Below are 20,320 nucleotides of genomic sequence, written 5' to 3'. Positions count from 1 at the left end.
GATTATCAGATTTAAAGGAAATATTTATGAATCAACGTAAGTTAGGAATTATCGTCAGCTATTTTAATATATCTTTGCAGGTCCTTATAAACTTAGCCTATGTTCCTATTCTATTACACTATATTGGTAAGAGTGAATACGGATTATATCAGCTGATAGGTTCTTTTATAGCATATTTTTCTATTATGGATTTCGGACTCAGTGCTGCGGTGGTACGATTTTATACTAAATATAAAATTTTAAGAGATAAAATCCGTATGGAAAATATACTTGCATTTGCTCTACGTGCTTATGTTATGATTACTATGATGCTTTTAGTGATTGGTTGCGTGTGTTATACTTTTCTTCCTATATTATTTTCTAAAAGTATGACAATTGTAGAAATTTCATCAGCGCAAAAGCTTTTTGCCCTGTTATTGTTTAATATGGTAGTAACTATTTCGACTATGATTTTCCGTGCTGTAATTAATGCTCATGAACGCTTTCTGTTTCTAAAGTGTTCGGAGACAGTACAACTTTTGTTACAGCCGTTATTGATAGTAATAGTATTACAAAGCCTTCCTAGTGCTCTTGCAGTAGCAGGTGTACAGACTTTTCTTAATTTAGTGCTTATAATTGCACGTATATACTATTGCTTTGCAGAGTTGCATATAAAAATACGTTATCACTTTTGGGATGGGGAAATGTATAGAGAATTTAAAAAGCTAGCATTGAGCATATTCGCTGTGATGTTGATTGACCAAATTTTCTTTAAAACTAATCAGGTTATTCTTGGTATTGTTAGCGGAACAGATGCGGTAGCAGTTTATTCTATAGCTGCACTCATTTATATGAACTATATGACATTGTCTACAACTATCTCTAGTGTCTATCTACCGCACGTTACAGAGCTTATTGCGAAAAATGAACCGATAAGCAGCCTTACTGATTTGTTTATTAGGATAGGTCGCTTACAGTACTTTTTACTAGCATTATTCTCTAGCGGTTTTATAATTTTTGGTAGGCAATTTATTCATATGTGGGCTGGTGCGAGCTTTGATGAAGCGTATTGTATAACACTTTTGATAATTATTCCATTCACAATTGATTTAATTCAAAATATTGGGCTTGCTATTTTACAGGCTCAAAATAGATATGATTTTCGTGCCAAGGTGTACTTTGTTATGGGTATTTTCAATCTATGTTTAGCAATACCTCTAGCAATAAAATTTGGTGGTATTGGTTGTGCTTTTGCTACAGGTTTAGCGATGTTTATAGGGAATGGTGTAGTAATGAACTGGTATTATGCAAGAATTACTGGATTGGATATTGCTAAATTTTGGAAAGGAATATGGCATATAAGCTTACCCATAGTGGTAGTAACTGCTATCGGTTTTATAGGTAATAATATATGGAATTTACAAGGCAAGTTATTATTTACTATGAAAGTAGCGATATATGCATTTATTTATATAATGGTAGTTTATAGATTTTCTATGAATCAAGAAGAAAGGAGAAGGTTGCTAGAGGTTTCACATAAACAATAAGACTTTTGTACTAGAAATTAACATTATTTTACAATTCGTGTAAATTAATTGTATATTACGATTAAATTGCCACATCTTCACGGTAAAATTGCCACACTAAAAACGGTACTGCCACAATAAGCAACTTCTGGATATAATAATAATGGCACGAGTTTTTGTTGTATATGATACACTAAAAGTACCTCAAAAAAGCATCAAAATTCCCCAATATTAGCAAGGATATTTCACTAAAAAAGCGGGACACCTTGCAACAACATACCAAATAATTTATCCTTTATTTGTCAGCTACTGCGAATAAAGGAATTGATTTGAATGACATGAAAAACTACGAAAAACAGAGATAATCGGTGAAAATTAAAGATATTATATGGAGGGTATTATGATAGACACTAAGGAAAAACTCAAGCATTGCTTAAATATCGAGAGAAAGATATATTTCCCTCGGGGGGGGACAAGGATTCCTTTAGGCATCAGAGAGAAAGACATTTTATATGGATATGTATATAACTTAAGAATGGCTGAATATCATCATAACAAAGGTAATAAGATTTTAGGCATCTTTTATTTATTACGTCTAAGATTGATGCAGAACAAGTATGGTATTCATATTCCCTTAAATGTCTGCGATGAAGGCTTGAGCATAGCTCATGTAGGACCTATTATCATCAATGGAAGATGCAAGATAGGAAAAAATTTACGTATACATGTTGGAGTTAATCTGGGTGCTAATGGTGGCGAACCTCCCAAATTAGGAGATAATGTGTACATCGGACCTGGAGCAAAATTATTTGGCGATATAAATATTGCTAATGGTTGCAGAATAGGAGCTAATGCAGTCGTAAATAAGAGTTGTGATATTGAAGGAGCGACATTAGTCGGGATTCCTGCTAAGATATTATAAAATATCGCTTTTTGAAACAAAAAGGAGCTGAAAGGCAATTGAATATAAACGAAGAATACAACATTTGGCTGCAGCATACTGCAGATAACCAAGAACTTCATCAAGAGCTTGTTGCAATACAAAATAACAAAGCACAAATAGAAGACGCCTTCTATTGTGAGCTTGCCTTTGGCACCGCCGGATTGCGTGGTGTAATGGGCGCTGGCACCAACCGCATGAACAGCTATATCGTTGCCAGAGCATCGCAGGGAGTAGCAAACTACCTGAAGCAAAGGCAGACGCAGCCCGCTGTCGTAATAGGCTATGACAGCAGAAACAACAGCCGCAAATTTGCTGAAATAACAGCAGCAGTCTTCGCTGCCAACGGCATCAAGGTTCATATCTGGCCTGAGCTGATGCCAGTGCCGACAGTATCCTTTGCTACACGTTATTTAAAGGCCGCTGCAGGCATCATGATAACAGCATCGCACAATCCTGCAAAATACAATGGCTACAAGGTATATGGCGCAGATGGCTGCCAGATAACTACAGAAGCAGCCAACAGCATCCTTGCAGAAATCAATAAGCTGGATATCTTTAAAGACGTAAAAAAAGCAGACTTTCAAACCGCACTTGCCAGCAAACAAATCAGCTATATAGATGATGCTGTCTATAATGCCTTCCTAAAAGAAGTAAAGCAGCAATCCGTATTGTTTGGCGAAGAAGTGCAAAAGAACGCTGCAATAGTATATACACCGTTGAACGGCACAGGACTAAAGCCAGTTACCCAGATATTGGCAGAAGCAGGCTACACCAACATCAAAATAGTACCGGAACAGAAACTACCGGATGGTAACTTCCCAACCTGCCCATATCCTAATCCTGAGCTTGCTGAAGCACTGAAATTAGGCATAGAATACGCCAGAACCAACAACGCTGACCTCTTGCTGGCAACCGATCCGGATTGCGACCGCGTAGGCATCGCCGTAAGAGATGAGCACGATGAATACCAGATTCTGACAGGCAACCAGGTAGGTGTACTCCTCTTAGATTACATCTGTAGCCAAAGAAGCAAGCATCACCAGCTGCCAGAAGCTGCAGTCATGATAAAAACTGTTGTAACAACAGCAATGGCAGAACAAATTGCCCAAAGCTATGGTGTAAGAACCATCAACGTATTGACAGGCTTCAAATATATTGGTGAGCAAATTGGCCTGTTAGAACAAAAAGGCATGGCAGGCAATTACATATTTGGCTTTGAAGAAAGTTGTGGCTATTTAAGCGGACCTTATGTACGCGATAAAGATGGCGTAAATGCTGCTTACCTGATTTGTGAAATGTATAGCTACTATGCAACACAGGGCATCAGCATCCTGCAAAAGCTGGCAGAACTGTATAAAAAGCATGGCTATAGTATAAACCTAACCTGTAGCTACGAATTTGATGGCAGCACTGGGTTGGCAAAAATGCAGCAGATAATGAACAACCTGCGTCAGGGAGTGGCGGAGCTTGCAGGCAAAAAAGTAACCTCTGTGCTTGACTATGCAGGAGGCGTCAACGGCCTGCCTGCAGAAAATATGCTGCAATTCACACTGGAAGATAAATGCTCGGTGATTGTGCGTCCTTCCGGTACAGAACCCAAATTAAAGACCTACATTTACGCCATTGGTGAAAGCAAAGCGCAGGCAGAACAAATTGCTGAAGACCTGATTGCAAGCAGCAAAGAACTGCTTAAATAAAAATAGATATAAGAGTAATTGTAAAAGAAATGGAGCTGTTGAAGATGAAAAAAATAACCAAAGCTGTAATCCCTGCTGCAGGCTTAGGCACCCGCTTTTTGCCCGCAACAAAAGCCTGCCCCAAGGAAATGCTGCCAATCGTAGACAAACCCACAATCCAATACATCATTGAAGAAGCACTTGCTTCCGGCATTGAAGACATCTTAATCATCACCGGCCACAACAAACGCTCCATCGAAGACCACTTTGACTATAACCCTGAGCTGGAACAAAACCTGCGTGAGCATGGTAAGGACGAGCTGCTGGCAATGGTCAAAGCCATTGGCAACATCAATCTGCACTATATCCGCCAAAAGGAACCCAAAGGATTGGGACACGCCATCCTGTGTGCCAAATCCTTCGTAGGCAATGAACCCTTTGCAGTGCTTTTAGGTGATGACGTTGTTTATAATGATGAATATCCCTGCTTAAAGCAGCTCATGGATGTATATAACAACACTGGAGCAAGCGTGCTTGGCTGTCAGACAGTACCGCAGGAGAAGGTATCCTCTTATGGTATTGTAGCAAGCGAAGCAACGGAAGCGGAGCGTATCTTCAAGGTAAATGACATGGTAGAAAAGCCTGCAGTGGAGGAAGCACCTAGTCGTTTGGCAGTGCTGGGACGCTACGTAATCACACCAGAGATATTCTCCATCCTGGAGCATACTGAACCTGGACGTGGTGGTGAAATTCAGCTTACTGATGCATTGAAAGTGCTGGCGAAAGAACAGGCCATGTATGCGTATGACTTTGTTGGTCGTCGCTACGACGTGGGCGACAAGCAAGGCTATCTGGAAGCAACGGTAGAATATGCGCTGCGCAGACCGGATTTGAAGGATAAGTTCTTGGAATATCTGAAGGGGATTGTAGAGTAAGCAGAGATTAGCATATAAAGCGAAACATCGCCAGTGATATGTAACCAAGAAATCCTTAAAAAAGACCTTCTGCTGAATTAACAGTAAAGCACAAAATAAATATCAACTGCGCCATAAATCATCAATAATAGCAGGTAATTTTTTACAAAGTATTAAAGAACATTTTATTCAATAGTGGTATAATATAACATAGCATACTATTATGCTCGTGTAAGGAGATATGTATATCATGCAAACAATCTTAGTAACCGGTGCTGCCGGCTTCATTGGCAGCAACCTCGTCCTGGAGCTGCTGCGCTCCCTGTCACCTGTGCAGATCATCGGTCTGGACAACATGAACGACTACTACGACGTATCCATCAAGGAATACCGTCTGGAGCAGATTGCTGCCAGCGCTGCCGAACACAGCGAATCCCAATGGACCTTCATCAAAGGCAACCTGGCCGACAAAGCGCTGATAGATAAAATCTTTGCCGACTACCAACCGGAAATAGTAGTAAACCTGGCTGCACAGGCTGGCGTGCGCTATTCCATCACCAATCCTGATGCCTATATCGAAAGCAACCTGATTGGCTTTTACAACATATTGGAAGCCTGCCGTCACTCCTACGATAACGGCGCCAAGGGCGTAGAGCATCTTGTATATGCTTCCAGCTCCAGCGTATATGGCTCCAACAAAAAAGTGCCGTATTCCACCGATGACAAGGTAGATAACCCTGTATCGCTGTACGCTGCCACCAAAAAATCCAATGAGCTGCTGGCACATGCCTACAGCAAACTGTACAACATTCCCTCAACCGGACTGCGCTTCTTCACCGTATATGGTCCTGCAGGCCGCCCGGACATGGCCTACTTTGGCTTCACCAACAAGCTGCTGGCAGGCAAAACCATTGAAATCTTTAACTACGGCAATTGCAAGCGCGACTTTACTTACGTTGACGACATCGTTGAAGGCGTAAAGCGCGTAATGCAGGCACCGCCTGAGCGCAAGCTGGGCGAAGACGGACTGCCGCTGCCGCCGTATAAGGTATATAACATTGGCAACAGCCATCCGGAAAACCTGCTGGACTTTGTGACCATTCTGCAGGAAGAGCTGCTGCGTGCAGGAGTACTGCCTGCTGATTATGACTTTGAAGCACACAAAAAGCTTGTACCCATGCAGCCTGGCGATGTGCCTGTAACTTATGCCGATACAACGCCGTTGGAGCGTGACTTTGGCTTTAAGCCGAGCACACCGCTGCGCGAAGGTCTGCGCAAATTTGCTGAATGGTACAAGAAATTTTATAACTGCTGATTATATAAATAAAGGAGTATGATGAACATGAAAATTGCCGTTGCCGGTACTGGTTACGTTGGTCTTTCCCTGGCTACGCTGCTTGCGCAGCACAATGAAGTAAAGGCCGTTGATATTATCCCGGAAAAGGTTGAACTGATCAACAACAAAAAATCCCCGATTCAGGACGATTATATTGAAAAATATCTGGCTGAAAAGGACCTCAACCTTGTTGCTACGCTGGATGCAGAAATGGCCTATAAGGACGCAGAATTTGTTATTATCGCTGCACCGACCAACTACGACAGTAAAAAGAACTTTTTCGATACCAGTGCTGTAGAAACAGTAATCAAGCTGGTTATGCAGTACAACCCCAATGCGATTATGGTAATCAAATCCACCATTCCCGTTGGCTACACCAAAAGCATCCGTGAAAAAACCGGTAGCAAGAACATTATTTTCAGCCCGGAATTTTTGCGTGAAAGCAAAGCGCTGTACGATAACCTGTACCCGAGCCGCATCATCGTGGGCACCGACCTGGAGGACGAGCGTCTGGTGAAGGCTGCGCATACCTTTGCTGGCCTGCTGCAGGAGGGTGCAATCAAAGAGAACATCGACACCCTGTTCATGGGCTTCACCGAAGCAGAAGCTGTTAAGCTGTTCAGCAATACCTATCTGGCACTGCGCGTTTCCTACTTCAACGAGCTTGATACATATGCAGAAATGAAGGGACTGGATACCCAGCAAATCATCAACGGCGTTTGCCTTGATCCGCGTATTGGTAGCCATTATAATAACCCCAGCTTTGGCTATGGTGGTTACTGCCTGCCGAAGGACACCAAGCAGCTGCTGGCAAACTATGCAGACGTACCGGAAAACATCATCGAAGCGATTGTTGAAAGCAACAGAACACGTAAAGACTTCATCGCTGAGCGCGTACTGGAAATTGCCGGTGGTTATGAAGCAAATGCTGAATATGATGCCCAGAAGGAAGGCAAGGAGCCTGTAATCGGCGTATACCGCCTGACCATGAAATCCAACTCCGACAACTTCCGTCAGAGCAGCATTCAGGGCGTAATGAAGCGTATTAAGGCTAAAGGCGCGAAGGTTATTGTTTACGAACCTACGCTGGAAGATGGCACTACCTTCTTTGGCAGCGTTGTGGTGAACGACCTGGAGAAGTTTAAGACTGAAAGCCAGGCGATTATTGCAAACCGCTATGACAGCTGCCTTGATGATGTGCAGGAAAAAGTATATACCAGAGATTTGTTTAGAAGAGATTAATAAAGCTTAGGCTTAGACGTGAAAACACCGACGTCCGCCGTACCGAGGGTACGGCAGATGCCGGTGTTTTTGATCGCTTTAGTATTTGAAAATTATACTTAAATATCGTGCAATAGAAAAAGCGCTTGCCAAATGGCAGGCGCTTTTTGAACAGGAGCCTACTGCTCCTTAGCTAACAGGTCCTTGAAGTACTGGTGCTCTTCGGGCGGTGTTTTTAAAATATCCATGGCCTGGTCAATGGAGACATTCATTGTAGACATAAGATTTTTGATGCTTTCAGCTTTGCCTTCAGCCTTGCCTTCAGCTCTTCCGTCATTAATGCCAGCCTCATAAATTTGCTTGCTGAAATTATCCATAGTTGCGAGTCCCTCCTTTGTTTATCTTACGTGAGATAATCTAATCAACAGCTCAAAAAACCTGTAAAGGAATGCTGTACTCATATAAATATTCCGGTGCAATATCAATTTCATCGCTCCAGGCCACAGAACTGCAATCAGCCTTGGCTGTCAGGAAAAAACTGAGATTGTTTAATGGTTTGTAGATTGCTTTTGCAAGAAGTGGGCGAGCATCAAAAAGCTTTTTTTCACCGCTGACAAAAGTTAAAATCAGCGTATAATTCTTTTGTGGTTGTACGTTGGTAACTACCCATACTGGCGTTTTCATAAGCGTGGTCACTCCTTTTAACGTAATGGTTCGATTTTGTATAAGGGTTCTTCATTAATTATAATATTTGCTCCAGTAAAATACAACATAGGGTGTTTAACAAAAATGAGCGTGATGTAGGTAAAGTAGGTTAGGAGAAAGAGTGTTAGTGCTGGTGTGATTGTAATAAGCATATTGCAGTGCTATAATTAAATTATACATAGATGTTTGGAAAAACTGAGGGAGGTACAAAGTAAAATTCGTTTTATACTAAAAGCTAACGTTTTTGGAGGTTATTCTTATTAATATCATCGTAACCGGCGGCGCCGGTTTTATCGGAAGCAACTTCATATTTCACATGCTGGCCAAGTACCCGGACTATCGCATCATCTGCATTGATAAGCTAACCTACGCAGGGAATCTGGCCACCCTGCAGCCTGTAATGGACAAGCCGGGCTTTCTCTTTGTGCAAGCAGATATCTGCGACAGAGAAGCTGTTAACGGGCTTTTTGAGGAGGAGAAGCCGGACATAGTAGTAAATTTTGCAGCGGAATCACACGTTGACCGCAGCATTGAAAATCCTGGTATTTTCTTGCAGACGAACATTCTTGGTGCAGCAACCGTGATGGATGCCTGCCGTAAATACGGCATCAGGCGTTATCATCAGATATCTACGGATGAGGTGTATGGAGATTTAACGCTTTTGGCGGATGCTAAGCCGTTTACCGAACAAGCTTTAATTCGTCCGAGTTCTCCCTACAGCAGCTCCAAGGCAAGCGCAGATTTACTCGTTATGGCTTATCACAGAACATATGGCTTGCCGGTATCAATTTCACGCTGCAGCAATAACTATGGTCCCTATCAGTTCCCGGAAAAGCTGATTCCGCTGATGCTTGCCAACGCTTTGGCAGATAAGCCATTGCCTGTATATGGCGAAGGACTGAATGTACGCGATTGGCTTTATGTTGAAGATCACTGCAAGGCAATTGACTTGATTATACATAAAGGCAGTGTAGGCGAGGTATATAATATCGGCGGACATAACGAGATGCGCAATATTGATATCGTAAAGCTGATTTGCAAGGAGCTTGGCAAACCAGAGAACATGATTACGTATGTAACTGACCGCAAAGGTCATGATATGCGTTATGCGATTGATCCGACTAAGATTCATAATGAGCTTGGCTGGCTGCCGGAGACGAAGTTTGCCGATGGCATCAAAAAAACCATTAAATGGTATTTGGAGAACCAAAAGTGGTGGAAAGATATCATTAATGGCGAGTATCAGAATTATTATGAGAAAATGTATGGAAACAGATAAGAAAACGCAAGCGTCAAATATAACGCGGATATAAAATCTCAATTCAGTAATATATAATAGGTGCATGGAACATCGTTGATGACGTATAATACCTATGCTAGTTTGATTGTAAAAGAAATATTGTAGTGATATAATGAAAGTACACACTTTCATGGTTATTAGATGAATTCCGCCTTGTAGAATTTATGGAATATGAGAGTGTCTTGCAGAAATAGTATGGTTGATATATTGCAATATATTGACTATGCAAAATAAAAATCCAACATAGATATACGAGTTGGAGATGTAATTATGCCTAAAAAATTAAAATTAACGGAATCTCAAACAAAGCTTAAATCTGAACTTGAAATCCTCCATAACCAAATTTGGCAATACATAGAAAGTGACCAAAAGTTACTTTCTGGTGATGATGCTAGTAGGCTTTATGACGAAATGGCTAGAAAAGCTCATGAATTACATATATCTTTAAAAGACAGCGGTCATGAGCCTAAGCATCATAAGTATATGATTGAAAACCGAGGGTGTACACCTGATGATGTACGCTTTTATGAGCATGTGCATCCAGTTCAAGATTTGTTGGCATTTATAGAAAACGTTCATGCTAATGACGATCCAAAAGATAGAACTATAGGAAAGACATTTACGATGAAGGTATTTACAAAGCGTTGGGGACATTATGATCAATATGAAATCACTAGAACGGATAAAGGATGGGACATTAAAGGATTAGTTGCAGCTAGTTGTTCATGTGACAAGATGATGAAACCAGGTCTAAATGAAATATTAGAGCATGATAGTGTTTGCTATCCTAAACAGATAAATATTTTTTTTGAGTGGCTTTGGAATAAAGCAGCAGAAGAAGGCTTGACTAAAGCAAAGGTTCAAGTAGCTATTAACAAATTAGGCAAATGGATAAGTGAATGTGAAAAGAATGCCCCTAGAGATGGAGTGTTTGAAGGATTGATATGATAAAGAGATAACCAGATAAGACTGGCGCTAATGAGGAAAATAACCATGGACACGTCCAAATCAGAAATCAATCTAAAAATTTTAAAAGGGATGTTTTGGGAAGCTAATAGAGCCTTCTTAGAAAATCATGCAAGCTTGTTGAAGCGTGAGTTATCTGAACGCTGCTTGTGTGGTGCTTTAATGCACGAGCTTAATAAACAATTGGAGAAAAACGGTTGTAATAACTATTATGCTGATATTGAGTTTAATAGGAATAAAAAAGGAATTAAGCAGTTACCTAATGACGATGGCTTTATTAATAATATTTTGCCGGATATTATAGTACATAGTCGTGGTAAAGAGACTCCCGATAATTTACTTGTTCTTGAAATGAAAAAAAGTAGCGCTAATCAGCAAGATAAGGAAAAGGATAGGAATAGACTTAGGAAGATGACAAAACAGAATTGTGATGAAAGCCACTATAGTTATAAATATAAATTCGGAGTATATTACGAGATTAATCATAATGAAAGTCAGATTGTGGTTGAGTTTTATCAAACAGGTAGAAGAATAAGTACTGATTCAAGAGTTATAGAATATAAAATTACAGAGGAGAGAGGGTTGGAATTTATTCGTGAGAGGTTATTGGATAGCGATGAATAAAAGTGCAAGATAATGTTTGTATATTTTGTTAACCAAAATCATTCAAAAAGAGCGAATAAATTCCCTATTTTCAGCAAGCGAAATTCCCCATTTCCAGATGTTTAGTGTTTTATTACCAATAATTTCTATGATTAGCCTTCAATATTCAATACCTCTTTCTGGTAGCTTAGCATTAGCTTTGAGTATTAGTGGAGGTGATATAATGAATATCATTCAGGTAGGATGTAGCGTGGCGGGTAGAGGTGGTTACGGGGGTTGACTATTACGGCGTTACTCATAGACTATTGGTATTAGAACAGCATTATACATGCAGCTTTACATGCAATCACCAAAACCCCCACCAGATTTTTCATGAGCCAAATAGACAGAAGATTGTGTTAAATATACAGGATAGAGGTAGCTGTTGTTATGAAATCGACAAGGAAAGCTATTTGGAAGCAATGTTCTAAAGCAAATAGGCCACTTCCGCGTACCTAGTTATTAAGTGATTTTTTAGGAGCGTTGTAGTAGATGTACTGTTATACGTAAAAACTGATTTATAGGCGATGAGGAAGCTATAAAGAAGGAATATGCTAATAACATTTTGCGGAGTACATGGCAAGTAAAGTGGTTATTCCAATAGGTGTTTGAGTAATTCGCAAAAGGTTGTTAGATAGAATCTTGAGTTGGTTAGTGATATAATAATTATGAGGATGCTTTGACGATACTTTGGTTTTTATTATTCTAAAGGTTTAGCAAAAGATACCACGTAATTAAAAGGAGTGAAACAATGATTTTATCTGATAATGAGACTAAAAATGATTTGTTGAACAATGTTGCAATAGCTAAGACTGTTGTATCAATAATTAAGGAAAGCAAAAGCAAGCCTATTTCTATTGGAATACATGGTGATTGGGGTGCTGGTAAATCTAGTATTCTCGAAATGATTAACGATATAATTGATAAAGAAGAGAAGAAATATTGCTGTATTCGTTTTAATGGGTGGAAGCACCAGGGATTTGAAGATTCGAAGGTAGCTTTAATGAGTGCAATCGTTTCTGAACTTATAAAAAACCAAGGCTTACTAAATAAGTGTAAGGATACCATAGATAAACTATGGAAAAATATAAATTGGATGTCATTAGTTAAAAGTGCTGGGAAAACAGCTTTGGCCATTTCAAGTGGCACGACTCCATTGGCGTTATTGTCTGATGTATTTAATTCTTTAAAAGAAAAAGGTTCGTCAGAAGAAGGAGTGACAAGTGTAGTTGATGATATTGGGAGATATTTATCTGATGCTAAGGTATTTAGCGACGTATCAGCAAACAATGAATTTACAGAATTCAGAAAGAACTTTAGCAAATTATTAGAGCAGGCGAAGATAGATAAATTGGTAGTTTTAATTGATGACTTAGACCGCTGCTTGCCTGATGTAGCAATTGATACGTTGGAAGCTGTTAGATTATTTATGTTTACAGGAGAAACTGCTTTTGTTATTGCTGCAGATGAAACAATGATTCGTTATGCAGTAAAGAAACATTTTCCAGATGTTCAAGAAGAAAATGAGAATCATTTTGGTTATAGTTTTGCTGATAGATATTTGGAAAAGTTAATACAAGTTCCTTTTCGTATTCCAGCTTTAGGTGATGTTGAGGCGTGTAACTATATAATGTTACTTATGGTTGGTTCTGAACTTGGGGATAATGATGATAAGTATGATCTTTTATGTAAAGAAGGATTAAATCGTTTAAAGAAACCTTGGGCAGCCGAGATATTTACTGTAGATAATGTTAGAGAAATTTTAGAAGATAGTTACGATCGAGTAGAAGAAAAAGTTTTATTGGCAACACAAGTGTGTGGTTTGTTATCTAAACATACGGATGGTAATCCTAGAAAAATAAAAAGATTTTTAAATATGTTGTTATTGCGATGTCAAGTAGCAAGTAATAGTGGATATTCAGAAGAAATAGATATAAAAATTTTAGCTAAAATGATGTTGGCAGAGTATTTTTCTCATGAATTTTATAAAAAATTACCAACGCATTTAAATTCTTGTGGTGTATGGGAAGAATATTCAAAAATTAAAAGTCAAATTGAAGAATGTCAAAATGATAAAAGTGAAAAAATAAAGCTAGATGATAATTGGTTCGAACTAAAGTATACAAAGGATTGGATTCTCTCTGAGCCTAAGCTTGATAATGTAGATTTGCGACCATACTACTATGTGTGTAAAGAAAAGAAAGATTATTTTGCTGGAAGACCTAATAAAGAAGACCTTGCAGAGATGGTAGATATTCTTATGCGTTCAGAATTTACAATACAAAAACGTGCGGATGAGATAGAGAATCTTTCTGCTGAAGATGCGTCAAGATTATTTGATATTATACAACAGAAAATTATGGAGAGTGGCAATCTGTCTAAAAAACCAAGTGGAATAGATGGTTTAGTAATTCTTGTACAAAAGAAGGAGTTTTTACGAGAAAAGTTAATTCAATTTATTAAAGCACTTCCTAAAAAACAAGTAGGAATTTGGATAAAGCAGGGGTGGAATAAAGCCATACCCAAAGGTTGTAAAGAATATGATGAGTTGCAGAGTTATTTGGATACATTGGATAATAAAGCGCTTGTAAAATAATAGGAGGTTACAATGGGTACGTCAACACATAATAAAGGACAAAATGGGAAAACTCCATTGATTCCTTCGTGGTTACAAGAACCTGATAGCAATGTAGAAGCAGATGTAGGAATAGAACCTATATTGACAGTTGGAAGCAAAAATCGCTTTACGATACCACGAGGTGAATTCACCAGGTTTATAAAATCACGTGATTTGGGAATGGCAAGAAGGAGTATTTCCAATTACGTAAGAAAAACGATGCAAGGCAGCTCGAAAGCAACGTTACGTCTTGGTTCAGCACGATATAGTAGCGCTAAATTATTGAAAATAGCAGGTCTATATGCCAGTGGTGGTGTTGAAGCAATTGAAAAAGAATTTTCATTGTTTGAGTTAGCTAATAAAAGTGCTGATGATGTATTTGTTTATATTGCAGATTTTATTTGTCCAGATGGCGGTTCTGTGGACGAAGGAATAGCTAGAGATGCATATTTTTCTGCAATTGAAGAATGCCCGGAATTATCAACAATCAAATTTAGTGATTTATTACCGGAACAGATATGCATACTGCTTGAAATAACCATGACTAATACTGTTTTTAGTAGAATCATAAATGATATTGGAAATAAAATAATATTATTGCCAAAAGATGATGCAGAAGCAGATGCTTTAGGAATACAAATTAAAGAATATATACGTGGTGCCGTATCGGATGCGATGGTAGATACTGGAATTGGTATTAACTACTTACCTAAGAATAAAACATTAGAAATCATTGATGATGTTTATAGAAAGACATTTGATATTTTGGCAGATGTTGGAGAAAATGAATGAACAAGTATATAATTAAATGCGATTATAGTATAAAGGAAATAATGTATAGTAAAATTGATAATACTTTGATAGTGAAAGTGCCTTTTCTATGCAATGATAATTTAAATTATGGGATACAACACGTTGTTTCTAAATTGAGATGTAATAGTATATTTCCATCTGAAATTGGCTTTGATATTTTATCGCTTGCTACAATTGTATATATGGCGGATACTCGAATTTCCAGAGAGATTCATGGACAGGACTCATGGACACGAGAAATAGAATTAGAGATTCCTGTTTGGAATTTAACAAAGTGGACTGAAAATGCACTACTAATAAACAAAATGTTAAGATTTTTAACAGGTGATATTTGGAATGTAACTTTTGTTAAACGCGAATGGGTGTTTTGTGACAACAAAAACAAACGAGTTTTAAATAATCAATATGATAAAATTTCCCTTTTTTCTGGTGGCATGGATAGCTTGATTAGTACTATTAATTTACTTACAGAAGGAAATAATATGTTGCTGATTGGACATGCAGGAGAAGGGTTGACAAAAAAAGCACAGACGAATATTCTTGCAATGCTGAAGGAAGCGTATCCTGATTTAGAGCAGGAGTTAATTGATTTATGGTTGAGTTTTCGTGATAATTATATCCCAGAAGGTGGAAATGATAGCAATACAAGAAGCAGATCATTCTTATTTATTGCCTTAGGGATATTTGTTATAACAGGCACTGCTAATATTAAACAATTGCTTGTTCCCGAAAATGGCTTCATCGCATTAAATGTTCCGTTAGAAGTAACAAGAGTTGGCTCATTTAGTACAAGGACAACACATCCTTTTTACTTAGAGTTGTGGAATAAATTATTAAGTGGTTTAGGGTTAGATATTAATGTTTACAATCCCTATTGGAATAAGACTAAAGGGGAAATGGCAGCAGAGTGTTATAATAAGGACGTGTTATTTGACACTATGAAGGTATCCTTTTCTTGTTCTTCGCCTGGAAAAGCAAGATGGAAAGGTAAAAGTCCACAACATTGTGGCTATTGCGTACCATGTCTGATAAGAAGAGCTGCTATGTATAAAGCATTTGGAAATGATGGTACTTTATATACCGAACTATCTATAAAGAAGATTCTAAGGAATAATGATTCGGGTATTGGTATTCAGCTAAGGTCTTTTATGTATGCAATTAGTAAAGTTAAAGCTAATCCAAGCGTGGCAAAATTGTATATTCACAAGCCAGGACCTCTAAAACATGACGATAAATATCTTAATGAATTAGCTGAAATATATAAGCGAGGCCTCTTGGAGATAGATTCATTTGTTTCCGCGATGGAGAAAAAAGAAGATAATGATTGATGCGCATAGCCATATAGACTTATTTGATAAAATGAATAGCTTTCTTAATTCTGAGAAAGGTGTTGACATAGGAGTATTTGCAGTTGGAACTACCCCAAAGGCATACCTAAAAGAAAAGAGCATGCTGAAAAATTTTTCTAATATCTGTGTTGGCTTAGGATTTCATCCACAACTCAGTGGAAGTGGTTATGATGATATTATTCTTTTTGAAAAATTAATTAAGCATACTCGATATATAGGTGAAATTGGACTCGACTTCAGTAATAGTTATTTAGAATCAAAGAGCTTGCAGTTAAACCAATTTAATAAAGTTATTCAATTGTGCGAAAAAGAAGGGAATAAAGTAATATCTGTACATTCTCTTAAAGCAGCATCAACTGTTATTGACGTTATTGCAGAGTATAGTCAAAGAAAATCAAACAAGTATATAATGCATTGGTTTACTGGCTCTATACCACAAGTTCGAAGAGCGGTAGAACTTGGTTGTTTCTTTTCTATCAATCAAAGAATGGCAAATACAAAAAGTGGAAGAGAAATTATATGTGCTATACCTAACAATAAAATTTTGTTAGAAACTGATGCGCCTTTTGGTTCTAAATATGTTAGTTATTCTTCACTTAGACAGAATTTGCAATCGTTGCAAAAGAATATTTCGGAAATTAAAGGTGTTGATATGGCATCTGTAATCAGTAAAAATGAAAGGGCGGTTTTCGAAAATCTTATATGAAAGGAATCGCTTTTATCTGCCGTGAAAACAGTAAGCATAATTGACATTAAAAAATCTTCAAAATCAGATATCAGCTATAGGATTTTTAGAATACCTAGTTTATTTGAATGAAAGGGTAGAAGGCTAATATGGATATATTGAATCTATATTATGATCATTACAAAGAAACTAATAAATTGAATAAGGAAGCTCAAAAAAGCGTGATAGATATTATTTGCTATTATGCTTAATAGAAGCCTTGTCTTTTTTGCTATCATTGAAACCAGCTGATGTATGCAATATTATAAAAGGTGGAATTAATAGTCAACTGAAAATGACGTTAGAGTTTAGTAATGATATTATACAGACTGTAGTATGGATGTTAATTGCTTATATATCTATTGAGTATTTTAAAAAAGTATTATGCATAGAGCGACAGTATAGTTATATAAATAAACTAGAGAAGGAAATAGATTTTCTATGTGGAAAAGATAGTTTATTTAATAGGGAGGGAGAAAATTATCAGAAGAATTATCCTATAGTATTAAACTTAACTGATTTGTTTTATAAAATGATTTCTCCTGTGTTATTTCAAATAATTAATTGTATTAAAATATACAAAGAATACAATTCGGCGGATGTTGGTTCTTTATCTTTTGTTTTTGATTTTATAATATTTATAGCGGTGTTTACTATAACTTGGTTTTACTTCTTCGAAATACATGATAGTATCACCACGTGGTGCAAGGAAAAAATACCTTTAGTAGAAAAAGTATCTTTATACTTGCATGATTGCCTAAAAGGAGTGTAAAAAATGGCAAGAAAGAAAGTCTGTGTATCTTTTGATTTTGAGCATGATAAGCAGTATTATTATCTTATGAAGGCGTGGAATAGCAATCCTGATTTTGAATTTACCTTTAACGATATGACTACTAAAGAAATTAGAAGTGAAAGTGTAAGTACTGTAAAAAATGTATTGAGTAGAAAAATTGGTGAAGCTAATTATATGGTTGCTATTATTGGCTCGCATTCTCATGAATTACATCCTGATCGAAAGGAAATAGGTTACAGTAATTGGCAGGCATACGAAATTGCAGTAAACCATAGGAAAGGCAATGGACTTGTCTGTGTTTATCTTGATTTACATTCTAAGCTTCCGAGCGATGTAAAAAATCTGAGTGCTGAATTTGTTTATTCCTTTAATGAGAAAGGTATAATAGCAGCTTTGAACAAGTTGTGCTCCAATAGATGGTGGTAAACAATAAAAAAGCTTCATATCTTATATGATGGACAAACACTTAAACTATAACTAACCTACTTAGGGTATTTGTAAGCATCAAACGTAAGCGTCAAATAAAACCACGTCTTACAATTTAATATCAAATTATCTGCGCAGACATTCAAGCTGCGCAGTTTTTTTCTAGATAACTACATGGAACTCTAACCTAGACTTCGGTAAGCGTAAGCGACAAATATGACGCGGATATAAAACCTCAACTCAATAATATATAATAGGTACATGGAACATCGTTCCGTATAACTTTGTAGCATTTAAAAGTGTAGTAAACACTTTTATTGAACTGAATTTAAATGTCTTAGAATACATACAACAACACTTACCGCCGGAGCTAAAACACCGTTTTCGTGTGAGTTTTAACATTACAACATGCTAATTTATCGGCAATATGCAATATAGAAGTACTTGATTTTTTGTCTTTTATAGAGAAATGGTGCCAATATAGTAAAAGGGTGTAAATAAACAAAATACCGCCGCACGCTGATGCGCACGGCGGTGTTAAAACTAAACAATTTTATGCAGACTTGATTTCAGCCTGCAATTCTTGAATTTTACTCATGGGTAAATCAGTAATCAGCATAATGTCTTGAAGACTTTTGCCAAGAGCAAGCATACGCTTAGCGGTAGCAAATTTTTCTTGAGCCTCGCCTTCAGCTAAACCGGCAGCCCTTGCTTCAGCTCTAGCTTCATCAAAACCAAGCGATACAATCTTTTTCATAGTGATTTCATCTCCTTTGAGTTTCTTCTGCTTAAGATTATTTGTTGTCTGTTTTAATAATTGTTCATATTCGTCATTGCCACTCATAACGCGCATAAGCTGTAGGAGCTCATGTACATGCTTGAGCTGGATAGGGGAGTATTGCGGTTTTCGGCCAAGGCGCGTATCACGCAGTAGCTCAACGAAATTTCGGAACTCTGTTTTGAACTTCATAATCTGCTCGTCACTTAGCCAGGCAAGCTCTACAACGTTAATCTTATAATTGCTGATAAACTTGCTTAGTCTTTCATCATACTTAAAGCAATCGGTGAGCTGTTTAGGGGCAGTCCAGTGCTTTTCTGTACCCATGTAAAGCACGAGCGTAATTACAGGATAAGTTTTCTTAGACTCCTCTGCGTTAAGCTGTGCTCTGTAGGAAGCGCCGTCATAGCAGATGACGCGTAGCGGCATTTTGTAATCAGGATCAGTTTGATTCTCCAAGCCGATTAAAGAGATGTGCAGAGAGTGGTGCCGCCACCTTTTAGCTACATCGCGTTCAACCTCGTGGATTTGCTGTTCAACAGTGTAGGTGTCTTTAGCAGTGACGGTTTCAAGCTCGTTTTCCTTGATAACGTCTTCACCGTCATAGAGAAGAACGTTACTGATATCCGCAAAGATATCCTCAAAGTCTTCTAAACGCTTTTGAGTAGTGTCTTTGGTTCCCATAGAAGAACTCCTTTCTTTAATTATAACATATTTGTGCTTGAAAATATATAAACTGACAGTTAGTCAGGATATATCGCGTGCAAGAAATATGCCAAAAAACAAAAACGCAGTACTCATAGCGCTCGGAATCTTCGAGCACCATAGGTACTGCAGCTTAATACTAACAACGTAAGTCGAGAGGTCCTGCTTATGTAGTTGTAAATGTTACATTTGTAGTTGAGTATACAGGAGAAATAATATAAAGTCAAGTAAAATTCTGATAATAATAGCTGAAGTGACAACTAATGAAACCAAAACTTCTTATAGTAGGCGCCGGTGGCTTTGAACTGGACAAGCGCGTAATTCAGCATGAGCCGTTGGGCTTCCATGATTACAACTGCCTGCAGATGAACGCCTTTGCTGTAGTATCTGATTCTGGTACACTGCCGGAGGAAAGCAGCTTCTTCACCAGTGTGGGACATCCGTTCCCGGCGTTGTGCATCCGTACCTCTACGGAGCGCCCGGAAGCGCTGGACAAAGGCTGCTTTGTGCTCGCAGGCATTGACGAAAAAAGCCTGCTGCAGGCTGTAGACACAGCAGTGCAGATGAACCTTGATGGCGATGACGGACAGCCGGTGCCTGATTATGTAGATGAGAACGTATCTACTAAGGTTGTGAAGATTATCCAAAGCTACACAGGTGTGGTTAATAAGATGGTCTGGAGAAAAAGATAAGGGGAGCAACTTAGAGTTAAATATCTTGCAATAGAAAAAGCGCTTGCCGGACGGCAGGCGCTTTTTGAACAGGCGGAGCCTACTGCTCCTTAGCTAACAGGTCCTTGAAGTACTGGTGTTCTTCGGGCGGTGTTTTTAAAATATCCATGGCCTGGTCAATGGAGACATTCATTGTAGACATAAGATTTTTGATGCTTTCAGCTTTGCCTTCAGCC

Annotated in this window: 18 protein-coding genes and 1 pseudogene; 16 read left to right on the top strand and 3 right to left on the bottom strand. The window is 38.1% G+C overall.

What is annotated here, in order from left to right:
• Nucleotides 1–26: 26 nt before the first annotated feature.
• The 6 genes from Q0612_RS04865 to Q0612_RS04840 all read left to right on the top strand — a co-directional run bounded on the left by Q0612_RS04865 (nt 27) and on the right by Q0612_RS04840 (nt 7,616).
• Nucleotides 27–1,526 carry an oligosaccharide flippase family protein gene (locus Q0612_RS04865; RefSeq protein ID WP_298881464.1) on the top strand — a complete coding sequence of 500 codons (1,500 nt, stop codon included), beginning with the start codon at nt 27–29 and terminating at the stop codon, nt 1,524–1,526.
• A gap of 379 nt (nt 1,527–1,905) precedes the next feature.
• Nucleotides 1,906–2,427 (top strand): serine O-acetyltransferase, encoded by a 522-nt coding sequence (locus Q0612_RS04860; protein ID WP_298881461.1) that lies wholly within the window; start codon nt 1,906–1,908, stop codon nt 2,425–2,427.
• A gap of 38 nt (nt 2,428–2,465) precedes the next feature.
• Entirely contained in the window at nt 2,466–4,145 is a 1,680-nt protein-coding gene (locus tag Q0612_RS04855; protein WP_298881458.1) for a phospho-sugar mutase, read from the top strand.
• Nucleotides 4,146–4,189: 44 nt separating this feature from the next.
• The gene (gene galU, locus Q0612_RS04850; RefSeq protein ID WP_298881456.1) at nt 4,190–5,059 is read left to right on the top strand and encodes a UTP--glucose-1-phosphate uridylyltransferase GalU; all 870 of its coding nucleotides are present in this window, start codon (nt 4,190–4,192) and stop codon (nt 5,057–5,059) included.
• Between the two features lie 220 nt (nt 5,060–5,279).
• Nucleotides 5,280–6,353 carry an NAD-dependent epimerase/dehydratase family protein gene (locus Q0612_RS04845; protein WP_367181693.1) on the top strand — a complete coding sequence of 358 codons (1,074 nt, stop codon included), beginning with the start codon at nt 5,280–5,282 and terminating at the stop codon, nt 6,351–6,353.
• Nucleotides 6,354–6,380: 27 nt separating this feature from the next.
• Nucleotides 6,381–7,616 (top strand): nucleotide sugar dehydrogenase, encoded by a 1,236-nt coding sequence (locus Q0612_RS04840; protein WP_298881483.1) that lies wholly within the window; start codon nt 6,381–6,383, stop codon nt 7,614–7,616.
• 158 nt (nt 7,617–7,774) lie between these two features.
• Here Q0612_RS04840 and Q0612_RS04835 read toward each other — a convergent pair whose 3' ends face one another.
• Together Q0612_RS04835 and Q0612_RS04830 are read right to left on the bottom strand one after the other, a co-directional pair.
• The gene (locus tag Q0612_RS04835) at nt 7,775–7,972 is read right to left on the bottom strand and encodes a hypothetical protein (protein ID WP_298881451.1); all 198 of its coding nucleotides are present in this window, start codon (nt 7,970–7,972) and stop codon (nt 7,775–7,777) included.
• 52 nt (nt 7,973–8,024) lie between these two features.
• Entirely contained in the window at nt 8,025–8,279 is a 255-nt protein-coding gene (locus Q0612_RS04830) for a DUF2442 domain-containing protein (protein ID WP_298881449.1), read from the bottom strand.
• Between the two features lie 280 nt (nt 8,280–8,559).
• Between Q0612_RS04830 and rfbB the strand changes: the two genes are divergently transcribed.
• The 9 genes from rfbB to Q0612_RS04785 all read left to right on the top strand — a co-directional run bounded on the left by rfbB (nt 8,560) and on the right by Q0612_RS04785 (nt 17,930).
• Entirely contained in the window at nt 8,560–9,579 is a 1,020-nt protein-coding gene (gene rfbB / locus Q0612_RS04825) for a dTDP-glucose 4,6-dehydratase (protein ID WP_367181694.1), read from the top strand.
• 291 nt (nt 9,580–9,870) lie between these two features.
• A complete protein-coding gene (locus Q0612_RS04820) occupies nt 9,871–10,548 on the top strand; it encodes a hypothetical protein (protein WP_298881445.1) in 678 nt (225 codons plus the stop codon).
• Between the two features lie 45 nt (nt 10,549–10,593).
• Nucleotides 10,594–11,190 (top strand): hypothetical protein, encoded by a 597-nt coding sequence (locus Q0612_RS04815; RefSeq protein WP_298881443.1) that lies wholly within the window; start codon nt 10,594–10,596, stop codon nt 11,188–11,190.
• A gap of 769 nt (nt 11,191–11,959) precedes the next feature.
• Nucleotides 11,960–13,804 (top strand): Qat anti-phage system ATPase QatA, encoded by a 1,845-nt coding sequence (gene qatA, locus Q0612_RS04810; protein WP_298881440.1) that lies wholly within the window; start codon nt 11,960–11,962, stop codon nt 13,802–13,804.
• Between the two features lie 12 nt (nt 13,805–13,816).
• Nucleotides 13,817–14,617 (top strand): Qat anti-phage system associated protein QatB, encoded by an 801-nt coding sequence (gene qatB, locus Q0612_RS04805; RefSeq protein ID WP_298881437.1) that lies wholly within the window; start codon nt 13,817–13,819, stop codon nt 14,615–14,617.
• Complete coding sequence (gene qatC / locus Q0612_RS04800; protein ID WP_298881434.1) at nt 14,614–15,966, top strand: Qat anti-phage system QueC-like protein QatC; 1,353 nt, start codon at nt 14,614–14,616, stop codon at nt 15,964–15,966. Before qatB ends, qatC begins: the two co-directional genes overlap by 4 nt.
• On the top strand, nt 15,959–16,693 hold the full coding sequence (gene qatD / locus Q0612_RS04795; RefSeq protein WP_298881431.1) for a Qat anti-phage system TatD family nuclease QatD: 735 nt from the start codon (nt 15,959–15,961) through the stop codon (nt 16,691–16,693). The genes qatC and qatD overlap by 8 nt, the downstream gene beginning before the upstream one ends.
• A 247-nt stretch (nt 16,694–16,940) precedes the next feature.
• On the top strand, nt 16,941–17,483 hold the full coding sequence (locus tag Q0612_RS04790; RefSeq protein WP_298881427.1) for a hypothetical protein: 543 nt from the start codon (nt 16,941–16,943) through the stop codon (nt 17,481–17,483).
• Nucleotides 17,484–17,486: 3 nt separating this feature from the next.
• Complete coding sequence (locus tag Q0612_RS04785; RefSeq protein WP_298881424.1) at nt 17,487–17,930, top strand: TIR domain-containing protein; 444 nt, start codon at nt 17,487–17,489, stop codon at nt 17,928–17,930.
• Between the two features lie 553 nt (nt 17,931–18,483).
• Here Q0612_RS04785 and Q0612_RS04780 read toward each other — a convergent pair.
• On the bottom strand, nt 18,484–19,392 hold the full coding sequence (locus tag Q0612_RS04780; protein ID WP_298881421.1) for an Rpn family recombination-promoting nuclease/putative transposase: 909 nt from the start codon (nt 19,390–19,392) through the stop codon (nt 18,484–18,486).
• Between the two features lie 317 nt (nt 19,393–19,709).
• Here Q0612_RS04780 and Q0612_RS04775 point away from each other — a divergent pair.
• Nucleotides 19,710–20,105 (top strand): annotated as a pseudogene (locus Q0612_RS04775) (UDP-N-acetylglucosamine 2-epimerase); the annotation flags it as partial.
• Between the last annotated feature and the right edge of the window lie 215 nt (nt 20,106–20,320).

The sequence above is a fragment of the uncultured Phascolarctobacterium sp. genome, assembly GCF_937920985.1.
Taxonomy (GTDB): Bacteria; Bacillota; Negativicutes; order Acidaminococcales; family Acidaminococcaceae; genus Phascolarctobacterium_A.
The sequence above is the reverse complement of the archived record's forward strand: the minus strand, read 5'-3'. Positions and strand labels throughout refer to the sequence as shown.

Coding starts and splice junctions, on each gene's coding strand:
- Q0612_RS04840 (WP_298881483.1), top strand. CDS start 6,381: ATGAAAATTGCCGTTGCCGGTACTGGTTACGTTGGTCTTTCCCTGGCT.
- Q0612_RS04785 (WP_298881424.1), top strand. CDS start 17,487: ATGGCAAGAAAGAAAGTCTGTGTATCTTTTGATTTTGAGCATGATAAG.
- qatD (WP_298881431.1), top strand. CDS start 15,959: ATGATTGATGCGCATAGCCATATAGACTTATTTGATAAAATGAATAGC.
- Q0612_RS04865 (WP_298881464.1), top strand. CDS start 27: ATGAATCAACGTAAGTTAGGAATTATCGTCAGCTATTTTAATATATCT.
- qatA (WP_298881440.1), top strand. CDS start 11,960: ATGATTTTATCTGATAATGAGACTAAAAATGATTTGTTGAACAATGTT.
- Q0612_RS04835 (WP_298881451.1), bottom strand. CDS start 7,972: ATGGATAATTTCAGCAAGCAAATTTATGAGGCTGGCATTAATGACGGA.
- Q0612_RS04845 (WP_367181693.1), top strand. CDS start 5,280: ATGTATATCATGCAAACAATCTTAGTAACCGGTGCTGCCGGCTTCATT.
- qatC (WP_298881434.1), top strand. CDS start 14,614: ATGAACAAGTATATAATTAAATGCGATTATAGTATAAAGGAAATAATG.
- Q0612_RS04815 (WP_298881443.1), top strand. CDS start 10,594: ATGGACACGTCCAAATCAGAAATCAATCTAAAAATTTTAAAAGGGATG.
- Q0612_RS04820 (WP_298881445.1), top strand. CDS start 9,871: ATGCCTAAAAAATTAAAATTAACGGAATCTCAAACAAAGCTTAAATCT.
- Q0612_RS04830 (WP_298881449.1), bottom strand. CDS start 8,279: ATGAAAACGCCAGTATGGGTAGTTACCAACGTACAACCACAAAAGAAT.
- qatB (WP_298881437.1), top strand. CDS start 13,817: ATGGGTACGTCAACACATAATAAAGGACAAAATGGGAAAACTCCATTG.
- Q0612_RS04780 (WP_298881421.1), bottom strand. CDS start 19,392: ATGGGAACCAAAGACACTACTCAAAAGCGTTTAGAAGACTTTGAGGAT.
- Q0612_RS04860 (WP_298881461.1), top strand. CDS start 1,906: ATGATAGACACTAAGGAAAAACTCAAGCATTGCTTAAATATCGAGAGA.
- galU (WP_298881456.1), top strand. CDS start 4,190: ATGAAAAAAATAACCAAAGCTGTAATCCCTGCTGCAGGCTTAGGCACC.